The organism is Porphyromonas levii, assembly GCF_018206105.1.
Lineage (GTDB): Bacteria > Bacteroidota > Bacteroidia > Bacteroidales > Porphyromonadaceae > Porphyromonas_A > Porphyromonas_A levii.
The window spans coordinates 59239-70308 of the sequence record NZ_JADRGN010000008.1 but is presented as its reverse complement, the minus strand read 5'-3'; the positions used below and the strand labels follow the sequence as shown (position 1 = coordinate 70308).

Annotated in this window: 9 protein-coding genes; all 9 read left to right on the top strand. The window is 43.9% G+C overall.

Translation table 11 applies throughout. The features are described from left to right. Nucleotides 1-274: 274 nt before the first annotated feature. The 9 genes from IX315_RS03145 to IX315_RS03105 all read left to right on the top strand — a co-directional run bounded on the left by IX315_RS03145 (nucleotide 275) and on the right by IX315_RS03105 (nucleotide 11065). Nucleotides 275-1297, top strand: coding sequence for a virulence RhuM family protein (locus IX315_RS03145; RefSeq protein ID WP_211635396.1), 1023 nt, complete (start codon nucleotides 275-277; stop codon nucleotides 1295-1297). Beyond that, a complete protein-coding gene (locus tag IX315_RS03140) occupies nucleotides 1290-1535 on the top strand; it encodes a virulence RhuM family protein (RefSeq protein ID WP_211635397.1) in 246 nt (81 codons plus the stop codon). The genes IX315_RS03145 and IX315_RS03140 overlap by 8 nt, the downstream gene beginning before the upstream one ends. Nucleotides 1536-1674: 139 nt before the next feature. Further along, the gene (locus tag IX315_RS03135; protein ID WP_211635398.1) at nucleotides 1675-1899 is read left to right on the top strand and encodes a helix-turn-helix transcriptional regulator; all 225 of its coding nucleotides are present in this window, start codon (nucleotides 1675-1677) and stop codon (nucleotides 1897-1899) included. Further along, nucleotides 1896-2231, top strand: coding sequence for a HipA N-terminal domain-containing protein (locus tag IX315_RS03130; protein WP_211635399.1), 336 nt, complete (start codon nucleotides 1896-1898; stop codon nucleotides 2229-2231). The genes IX315_RS03135 and IX315_RS03130 overlap by 4 nt, the downstream gene beginning before the upstream one ends. After that, complete coding sequence (locus IX315_RS03125) at nucleotides 2221-3156, top strand: HipA domain-containing protein (RefSeq protein WP_211635401.1); 936 nt, start codon at nucleotides 2221-2223, stop codon at nucleotides 3154-3156. The genes IX315_RS03130 and IX315_RS03125 overlap by 11 nt, the downstream gene beginning before the upstream one ends. A gap of 14 nt (nucleotides 3157-3170) precedes the next feature. Then, on the top strand, nucleotides 3171-4190 hold the full coding sequence (locus tag IX315_RS03120; protein ID WP_211635402.1) for a helix-turn-helix transcriptional regulator: 1020 nt from the start codon (nucleotides 3171-3173) through the stop codon (nucleotides 4188-4190). Between the two features lie 43 nt (nucleotides 4191-4233). After that, nucleotides 4234-6273 carry a type I restriction-modification system subunit M gene (locus IX315_RS03115; RefSeq protein WP_211635403.1) on the top strand — a complete coding sequence of 680 codons (2040 nt, stop codon included), beginning with the start codon at nucleotides 4234-4236 and terminating at the stop codon, nucleotides 6271-6273. Nucleotides 6274-6283: 10 nt separating this feature from the next. Further along, complete coding sequence (locus IX315_RS03110) at nucleotides 6284-7549, top strand: restriction endonuclease subunit S (RefSeq protein ID WP_211635404.1); 1266 nt, start codon at nucleotides 6284-6286, stop codon at nucleotides 7547-7549. A gap of 12 nt (nucleotides 7550-7561) precedes the next feature. Further along, entirely contained in the window at nucleotides 7562-11065 is a 3504-nt protein-coding gene (locus tag IX315_RS03105; RefSeq protein WP_211635405.1) for a type I restriction endonuclease subunit R, read from the top strand. Nucleotides 11066-11070 lie beyond the last annotated feature (5 nt).

Here is an 11070-nt window from a genome sequence, read left to right as displayed (position 1 = left end):
TATCTTAATTTAGTACCCCAAATCTAAATTGGAAACTTGAGTGATAGAATATTAAGCGGCTTATATGGGGAACTGTCTTTTAATAGAGCAAACAAGCTATAGCTTCAAGATCAATACAAAGCACTCCTCGACTATAAGTATTAAGCCATCTTTGCCACGGCTAAGTACCTTCCATAATCAACTGTAAGTGGTGTGAAATGGGTATATTTGTGAGGGAAGAGGGGTGTGTAAAAACTATAGTAAGGTACTATTTCAGAGGGAAGAAACTGATATCATGAAGCAAGCGGAAGATAATCAGATCATCATATACAATACGGATGATGGAAAAGCAAGAGTAACCCTCTATGCTAAGGATGGTAACATCTGGATGAACCAAAACCAGATGGCAGAACTTTTTGCCACCTCTAAGCAATCCATAAGCTACCATATAATAAATATACTAGAAGAGAGAGAGTTAGATGAAAATTCAGTTGTCAAAGATTATTTGACAACTGCGGCGGATGGTAAGAATTATCAGGTGACTTTCTATACCCTTGAAATGGTATTGTCCATAGGATTCCGGGTGCGAAGCAAGAGGGGCACGCAATTTAGGAGATGGGCAAATCACAACCTTAAGGAGTATATGATTAAGGGGTTTGTCATGGATGACGACCGCCTGAAGAACCCCGATGGAAGACCAGACTATTTTGATGAGCTTCTTGAGCGGATACGTGATATTCGTGCCAGTGAAAAGCGTTTCTATCAAAAGGTTAGAGACTTGCTCGCATTGAGTAGCGACTACGATGTAAGTGACAAGTCAACTCAGATGTTCTTCGCAGAAACTCAGAATAAACTCCTTTATGCAGTTACTCACCAAACGGCTGCTGAAATAGTTGTGAGTCGTGCGGATGCCAACGCACCCAATATGGCTTTAACTTCTTGGAAAGGCTCTGTAGTCAGAAAGCAAGATATATACGTAGCTAAGAATTACTTAAAGCAGGAGGAGATAGAGACCCTAAATCAGCTCACAGTGCTCTTCTTGGATTCTGCAGAATTAAGGGTGAAAGAGCGAAAAGACCTGACTTTAGACTATTGGCGGAATAATGTTGATGCCCTCTTGAGTTTCCAAAATAAAGACCTTCTCAAAGGTAGTGGTGCCGTTTCCAATGCCCAGATGAAAGCCAGAGTAAATCAAGAGTACGAAACATTTAATCTCCGCCGTAAAGAACTGGCTCTAATGGAAGAAGAACAAAGAGAGCTGGCGGAACTTAGACAAATAGAGCAAAGTATCGCTACAAGACCCCAATCAGATGAATAAAGGCGAAGTAATAATATATAGAAGTGCTGATGGACTTGCTGAGCTATCGGTTCAGCTTGAAGGCGATACTGTCTGGCTGTCCCTCAATCAGATGGCAGAACTATTTGACCGAGACAAGTCAACAATTTCAAGGCACATAAAAAACATCTTTTCAGAGGGAGAGCTAGATGAAAGTTCAACTGTTGCAAAATTTGCAACAACTGCCAAATTCATATGTACCTATTTGGTGCATTTCTAATAGTATAACACTAGAAAAGTATTAATATACTCCCTATTGGGTATAATTTAATCTTTCTTTTGCGTTTTATCCCCGAAAGGGGGTATGATTGAGTATTTCTTATTATATTTGCTATTGATAAGGTATAAATTAACTCAGTATGGAAGCAAGGACAATCATAGCACAGTATGTAAAAGAGATGCGTAAGAAATATAGATTGACACAGGTGGACCTCTCCGAAAAAGCAGGAGTTGGGCTACGCTTTGTGCGTGAACTGGAGCAGGGTAAAACTACGCTTCGCCTTGATAAGGTCAATAAAGTATTCGAACTCTTCGGTTCGGAGTGTGGCCCTGTGCCCATGAAACGAGAAGGAGATGAAGTATGAAACAAGCAATAGTTTATTGGAAGACACTGAGAGCGGGAATCCTTACCGAAAGTGATAAGGGCTACTCATTTACTTATGACAAGGACTATCTAACTATGCCTCAAGCTCAAGGCATAAGTCTAACGATGCCTCTACGAGAAGAACCTTACCAAAGTGGTACGTTACATCCATTCTTCGATGGCCTAATTCCTGAGGGTTGGCTTTTGGATATTGCTCAGAAGAATTGGAAGATTGAAGCAAGAGACCGAATGGCGTTGCTTCTGACGTGTTGCCGAGACTGCATTGGAGCGGTAAGTATCGAACCTCTAGATACGACTGAAGATGAAGAATAGATGCCTATACTGCTACGAACCTTTGGTTGATGGAGAGGTGGATTACCATACCAAGTGTTGTCGCAAATTGTTTGGGATGCCCCAAGCTCCGATATTGCCTTACACAAGTAGCGAAGTACGAGCGTTGGCTGAAGAGGTTGTTCGTTCGCAGACCACAGTGACAGGAGTACAACCCAAGCTGTCTCTCGACTTTGATCAGATGAGCAATTCGCCCAAGCGATTTACCATCGTGGGCTTGTGGGGACGGTTCATTCTTAAACCTCAAACAGAGCGTTATCCGCATCTCCCTGAGTTGGAGGACGTGTCGATGCACCTTGCTGAAATCGCTAAGATCGAGACGGTTCCTCATGGGCTGATACGATTTAGTGATGGCGAACTATGCTATATCACTCGTCGCATAGACCGAACAGAGCAGGGGGAAAAGCTCCCAATGGAAGATATGTGTCAGCTTTCAGAGCGTTTGACGGAGTATAAATACAAAGGTTCGCACGAGCAGATAGCCAAGCTTATCTCCAAGTATAGCTCTGTGCCGAAACTTGATCTTGTCAAGTACTGGGAGCAAGTACTTTTTTCGTGGCTGATAGGTAATGCCGATATGCATCTCAAGAATTATTCGCTCTATGCTCCAATGGGAAACGAATATCAACTCACTCCAGCTTATGACTTGCTGTCTACGGCACTTGCTATTCCTGAGGATACGGAAGAGCTTGCACTGACGGTCTGTGGCAAGAAACGCAAACTTACCATTCAACATTTACTCCATGCGATGACTGCTTCAGGACTGGATGAGAAAGTGTGTGACAACATCTTTGCTCGCTTCCAACGCATCCTTCCTGAATGGGAAGTCTGCATTCGTCAGAGCTTCCTACCGAAGGAGATGCAGGAACAATATGTTGAACTAATCTCTATCAGAAGTAATAAATAAAACTCGATTCCTCTATGCCTACAAATAAAGATGCAGAGATGCGCTATCGCATTATTGACCGTTGTCTGAGTAATAGATTAAGAAAGTATACTATTTATGATTTGGTTGATGAGGTGAATCGACAATTGTTGGATTTGCAAGGAAAGACTGTTAGCAAGCGTACTATTCAAAAAGACTTGGAAGAGTTAACTTACCGACCTTATTGTGCCCCAATCGAATCGTATAAGGGACCGAGTAGGATGCATTATATACGCTACTCTGATGACAGCTATTCTCTCTACAACAACGAACTGTCTGTAAAAGAAGTACAGACTCTCCAATCCGTCATAGATATGTTGGGACGCTTTCGAGGTAGTACTACTCACGCTTGGTTAGAGGAGGTTCTCTCTAATCTTGAATATCGATTTGGTGTAAAGAACAACACTGAAAGACTGGTCGCATTTGAGGAAAATGAACAGTTGCAAGGAATAGAGCATCTCTCGCCATTAATTGATGCCACGCTTCGTCATCAAGCCATTGAACTGGATTATGAACCATACGGTAAAACAAAGCGTTCTTGTCCTGTTCATCCTTATTTTATGAAGCAATATAATGGTCGATGGTTTCTTTTTGGATTAAACTCGGAAAAGGGAAGGATAGAAACGTATGCTTTAGATAGAATCAAATCAGTAAAGACTCTTGCTGTAGAGTTTATCCCTAACGAGGAGACCGATTTCGGTGCTTATTTTGAGCATATTGTGGGCGTTTCTGTTCCTTACGATTCGCATGAGCCGATTGAGCTTGTTTTACGGTTCTCTGAAAAAAGATTTCCTTATGTGAGTTCTAAACCGATACATGCTTCTCAAAAGTTATTGAGTACTCCCAACACCATCTCGATTTCTGTTATCCCAACTCCTGAACTAACGCAACAAATCTTCTCTTTTGGTCCAGATGTAGAAGTGATTGCCCCTGAGAGTTTCCGTTCCGAAATTGCAAAGAAAATAGAAGCCACTCATAACTTATATCAAACTATGCAAATAGACTGCATGGTTTGATTTTAAATTTGTAATTATTATAATAAATCAGTAAAAAAGAATAATGAATACGCAACAATATAATCAGCTTTTCTCTTTCATTTGGAATATTGCCAACGATGTACTTGTAAATGTTTTTGTCAAGGGTGATTACAAGAAGATTATCCTTCCCATGATAGTCTTACGACGCTTAGATATTCTCCTTGAGCCGACGCATAAGGCAGTTCAAGAGCAGAGAGACAAGCTAATGAGAATGAAACTTAGCGAGGAGGTACAAGAAAAAATACTCTTTCAGACTACGGGCTACCCTTTTTGCAATACATCACACTTCACGATGAGTACTCTCAGGGGAGAGACCAATACACTACGCCTTAAACAGAATTTCCTGGAGTATATTGATGGATTCTCCAAAGATGTGCAAGACATCATTGAGAAGTTCAGGTTTAAGCAACAGGTTGACAATCTCTGTGACGCTGGCCGTCTTGGTTCACTTATTGAAAAGTTTACCGATGAAAATATAAATCTTGGGATACACCCTATACGCAATGCCAAGGGGGAGATATTACAACCAGGTGTTGACAACCATACAATAGGGACGCTTTTTGAACAACTATTGCGTAAATTCAACGAAGAGAATAGTGTTACGGAGGCTGGAGAGCATTTCACTCCTCGCGACTATGTAGCCTTACTTGCAGACATTGCCGTGTTGCCCATTGCTGAGCATATAGAGTCGGCTACGTATAGCATATATGATGCTGCTTGCGGTACGGGAGGCATTCTCTCGGTTGCAGAGCAGAGAATTCGATCCATCGCAGATCAATACCACAAGCAGGTTAAGATAGACCTCTATGGGCAGGAGTTACAGCCCGATACTTATGCCACATGTAAAGCCGACCTGATGCTTTCGTCCGAAGGAAGTAGCTTCTCTTACAAGCATGCTGGAGCAGATCGCGAGCGATTCTATTACGGCTCTACGATTAGTCGTGATGGGCACCCCGGCATGTGTTTCGATTTCTGTATCTCTAATCCACCCTTTGGCATATCTTGGAAAGAGGACTTAAAAGCTTGGGGACTTAGCTATAAAGAGAAAGACCGTATCTCGGATACTCGTTTCGTACTATCAGGCGAAAAAGGCTGTGAGTTACTGAGTTTCGTTCCAAACATCGGCGACCCACAGATGCTCTTCTTAGCGAACAATCTCTCACGCATGAAACAAGATAGCGAGCTCGGCACACGTATCGTTGAGGTGCACAACGGTTCAAGTCTATTCACGGGATCAGCAGGTGGAGGAGAGAGCAATCTTCGCCGCCACATCATAGAGAACGACCTTCTTGAGGCCATCATTGCTATGCCAGAAAAATCTTTTTACAACACAGGTATTGGTACATTTATTTGGGTTGTGACCAATCGTAAAGAGCCCCGTCGTCGTGGCAAGGTGCAACTCATAGATGCTACTGCTATCAAGACGCCTCTACGTAAAAATCTCGGTGAGAAAAACTGTGAGACCAGCGAAGCTGACAGGGCTAAAATTATAGATCTCCTGATGCGCTTTGAGGAGACGCCCGAGAGTAAAATCTTCCCCAACGACGAGTTTGGCTATTGGGAGATAACCGTGGATCGCCCGCTACGTCTGCGCATACATCCGGATGCTGATCTGAGTAGTCTCTCTGCAAAAGATTTTAAGACCTGCCGAGAGGCAATGGGAAAAGTGCCCAATGGCACACCATTAGATGATTGGGATGCCTATGCTAAGGCTTTGGGCAAGATGACAAAAACCTTGCTCAAGAAGCTTCGCCCCCTCATTACCACCGTCGACCCCAGCTGCCAGCCCGTCCAAGGTGAGCCCGACAAGGCTTTACGTGATACGGAGCAAATACCACTCAGTTATGAAGGAGGAGTCGAAGCTTTTATGCAACGCGAAGTCTTGCCCTATACACCAGATGCCTATGTCGCAGAGGGAGAGACAAAGATAGGCTACGAGCTTCCCTTTACGAAGTATTTCTATCGCCCCACCGATCTTCGCACTATTGAGGCAATTACAGCCGATATACGTCAAATCGAGCTGGATACAGATGGCCTGCTTGCATCAATCCTTGAACTATAAACCGACAAAGATGAAACGATACGAAAAATATAAGGAGAGCGGGATCTCATGGATAGGGGAGATACCTGAGCATTGGGAAGTGAGAAAAATTAAGTATGTATTCACTGAACGTTCGGAGAAAGGGTATCCGAATGAACCAGTTTTGTGTTCTACACAGAAGTATGGAGTCATACCTCAAAGTATATACGAGAATCGGGTAGTAGAGGTGAATAAAGGTCATGAGGGACTGAAACTTGTAAAAGAGGGGAACTTCGTAATTAGTCTTCGCTCTTTTCAGGGAGGTATTGAGTATGCTTATTATCGAGGAATAATCAGTGCTGCTTATACCGTACTAGAATTAAATCATGATTATAGCTCAGAATACTTGAGGTATTTGTTGAAGTCTTTCCCTTTTATTCAATTGCTTCAAACTTGTGTTACTGGAATTAGAGAAGGGCAAAATATTAATTTCGAATTGCTTCGAAAGAACTTTCTTCTTCTTCCTCCTCCCCACGAGCAAGAAACGATAGTTGCATACTTGGAGGAGAAGGTAGCTCAGATGGATAACTTGGTAGCAAAGCAAGAGTCTCAGATCGCATATCTCCGAGAGCTCAAGCAAGCGGTCATTGCCAAGGCAGTAACTCAAGGTCTCGATCCTCAAGCCCCCCTTCAACCCTCTGGTATTTCTTGGATAGGTAACATTCCTGAGCATTGGGAGGTAAGAATGTTGTCTCAATTGTCCCAAAACTACTTTATATCAAATAAAGATATTAAGCATCAGAATCTTTTATCCTTAAGCTATGGACGCATTATTCAGAAAGATATAAATACGACGGAAGGGTTATTACCTGCTTCCTATGATACGTATCAGGTCATAAGAAGAGAGAATATTGTACTTCGCCTAACAGATTTACAGAATGATCACAAGAGCCTAAGGGTGGGATTATGTATGCAAGAGGGGATCATAACTTCTGCATACTTGACTTTAGCTTCTCGTAGCAATGTAAAACCTGAATTCTTATACTTTTTGTTACATACAGCGGACATTAAGAAGGTTTTCTATGGAATGGGAAGCGGATTAAGACAAAACCTTAATTGGAAAGAGCTTCGCAAATTATCGCTCCCTCTCCCTCCACTATCGGAGCAAGAGGCGATAGTGACCTATATCCATCGTAAGACGGAGGAGATAGATCGCCTTATTGCTATGACCGAGCAAGAAATAGCTCGAGTGCGTGAATTGAAGCAAACACTTATTGCTGATGTTGTTACAGGGCGCGTTAATGTTCAACCCTCTTAAGATTTTATTTTTATGCCAACCATATTGAATGAAAAATCCCTCGAGGATCTCATTACAAACTATCTTACGAGGCACCAAGGGTATGACTTGGGTGTGAGTGAAGACTACGATAAAACTTACGGAATGGATCTTAGTCGCCTCGAAACTTTCTTGTGTGCTACGCAGCCCGAGCTAATTGCCTCTTCGCGTGTATTTGAAACTGCGACCAATCGTCGTAAATTCTTTGAGCGTCTGCGCGATGAAATCACGAAGCGTGGCGTGGTAGATGTATTGCGAAAGGGCGTTAAGCATTTGAGCCGAACCTTTGAGCTCTATATGCCTCTGCCCTCTGAGCTTAGCTACCTGGCGCAGAAACGTTATGCTTTGAACAGATTTACGGTTATTCGCCAACTTCACTATAGCTCTGTGCGCACAGCCCAATCAGTAGATATGGTTATTCTTATCAATGGCCTACCCATCCTTACGATGGAGCTTAAAAATCAGCTTACTTGTCAGAATACAGCCCACGCTGTGGCACAATATCGTAGTGAAAGAGACCCTAGGGAGTTGCTCTTTGGTGTTGGTCGGTGTGCTGTACATTTTGCCCTTGATGAAGAGACAGTTGAGATGTGTACCAAACTCTCTGGGCGTGATAGCTGGTTCCTCCCTTTCAACAAAGGCAATGAGGATGGAGCCGGCAACCCAGTCAACCCCCACGGCCTTCGCACAGCTTACCTATGGGAGGAGATATTACAGAAAGAGAGCCTGAGCGACATCCTCGAGCATTATGCACAGATGGTGTACGAGAAGGATGAGGATGGACGCCTCAAGGTAAAGGTGATCTGGCCACGCTGGCATCAGCTGGAAGTGGTGCGATATCTACTGAGAGCGAGTCGCACGGAGGGCATAGGACGACGTTATCTCGTACAGCACTCAGCGGGATCGGGGAAGTCTAATAGCATCGCTTGGTTGGCCTATCAGCTGGTAGAGCAGCTGCAAGCGGGGCAAGCTCTCTTCGATAGTGTCATCATCATTACCGACCGTAAGAATCTGGACAAGCAAACACGTGACAACATCAAGGCATTTACGCACAGCGAGCACCTTGTTGGGTGGAGCGATTCGAGCAATAAACTCCGCCAATTGCTTGAGAGCGGTACGAAGATCATTATTACGACGGTACAAAAGTTTTCCTTTATTCTTGATACAATCACCCATGACCTTGCGAGTCGTCGCTTTGCGGTGATCATCGATGAGGCTCACTCCAGCCAGAGTGGTAGGATGAGTATCGCTGTGAATCAGACCCTGGCTGGCGTACTAGATAGAGAGGTGCTATATGCGGAAGATGAGGTGAATGCGCTCATCCAAAAGCATATAGAGGGACGTCAGATGGCGAGCAATGCTAACTTTTACGCATTTACCGCTACGCCTAAAAACAAAACGCTCGAGATCTTTGGTGCCCCCTTCATGCGTGTGGATGGCGAGGTAGGGCATCGCCCCTGCCATATCTATACGATGCGGCAAGCGATCGAAGAGGGGTTCATCCATGATGTGCTGAGAAACTATACGACCTATCAGAGCTACTATAAGATACGTAGGGCTATCGAGGATGATCCAAAGTTTGAGCGTAAGCAAGCGATGCGTAAGCTCCGCTACTTTGTGGAGAGCCAACCTGAGACCATCAGGCAGAAGGCTGAGGTTATGGTTGAGCACTTTCACCAAGCTGTAGCCCACCGTATAGGAGGGGAGGCTCGCTGTATGATCTGCACAGCAGGTATCGTGCGTGCCATCGATTACTATCGTGAAGTCAGGAGACTACTGGGGGAGCGTGGATCGCAGTATCAGGCTATAGTTGCTTTCAGCGGAGAGGTCGACTACCACGGTATACGTGTTACAGAGTCTTCGCTCAATGGCTTCCCTTCTGCAGATATAGAGAAAAAGTTTCGTACGGGCAATTATCGCTTCCTGATTGTCGCCGATAAGTATCAAACAGGTTATGATGAGCCACTGCTACACACGATGTATGTCGATAAGCCCTTGGCGGGGGTCAAGGCTGTACAGACGCTCTCGCGCCTCAATCGCAAACGCCCCAAGAAAGAGGATACCTTTGTGCTCGATTTTGTCAATACAAGCGAGGAGATTGAGACTGCATTTCAACCCTTCTACAAAACTACGCTTTTGAGTAGAGAAACTGATCCCAACAAACTCAATGATCTGTTGGGCGAAATAGAACAGTACGACCTCTATACTCTTTATGAAGTAGAATCGCTCAACTCCTTCTACTGGACAGGAACACAACGAGAGAATATAGACGCTCTACTTGATACTATGAAGGAGCGCTTTGTTGCCCTTGATGATGAGAGTAAGGTGGCCTGCAAGAGTGCCATCAAGGCTTATGTCCGTACCTATGACTTCCTTTCTACTGTGATTTCTGAGGGATGTCTTGATTGGGAGAAGAAACAAACTGTACTTTCTTTGCTTCTTCCTAAACTTCCGACGTTGGGAGTAGATGATCTCACTAAAGGGCTTATTGAGTCTGTAGATTTTGATGCTTATCGCTTACAGAAACAAGAGGAACGAAATATACGGCTACAAGATGTAGATAGCGAGATAGAGCCAGTGCCCACCTCATCCATATCTGTAGTGATGGAGGAGGAAATGCAATATCTCAGTGTCATAGAGTCGGAGTTTAATGAACTCTTTGGAAATATCGATTGGCAAGATAGTGAGCTTGTTCGTAAACAAGTTGAGGAATTGACCGATCGTGTCAAGAACAACGATGATGTACGCAATGCCATGCTCCGCAATGATGAAGCCACAGCGAATCAAAACTGCGATGAGTCGACGCAAAACGAGGTGACACAGATGACACTGACGCATACAGAGCTTATGCAACACTACTTCACGGATCACGATTTTCAACAGCATCTCAATGAAATGATTCGTGAGAAAGTACGCCAAGCTGTCAATCCTCCTTACGATGAGAATGAACTCAAACAAAGGATTCAAGAGGAGTTTCAGAAAGATTTTGCAGATTTCTGTGACGGGGAGCATTATGTAGAGTTTGATGAAGTGATTCGCCTCTTCTTCGCTATCATTCATGCGGAGACAATCCCTGACTTGCAAGCTCTCGACAAGATACTGACGCGAACACTCAATTGCCTCTATCGCGCCGAACACCGTGAGGAAGATTATCGCTCGTGGTATTCTGAACTCGTAGTACGTTTTGAGGCTTTCCTTAAGAAAATCTATTGGCTAAAAGAGGATACCCCTGTACCTCTCACTGCCACCGGCAAGGACCCTGCCTTACTTGATACAGTAAGGCACTTTCCAGAAATAGAGAGTTTGTATCACAGCAAAAATCCGAAGTATGACACCTTCAAGCAGTTCTATAGGGTGGTATATGATTGGCGTAACAAAGAAAGTCATATAGCAGTTGATCTACCTGCCGATTTACTCCCTACAGCATTACATGCTGCTGTCGCCCTCTACCTCTACGCTACGATGGTTAGTGCTGAAGAATTAAAGGACAAGTTGTAATTTTT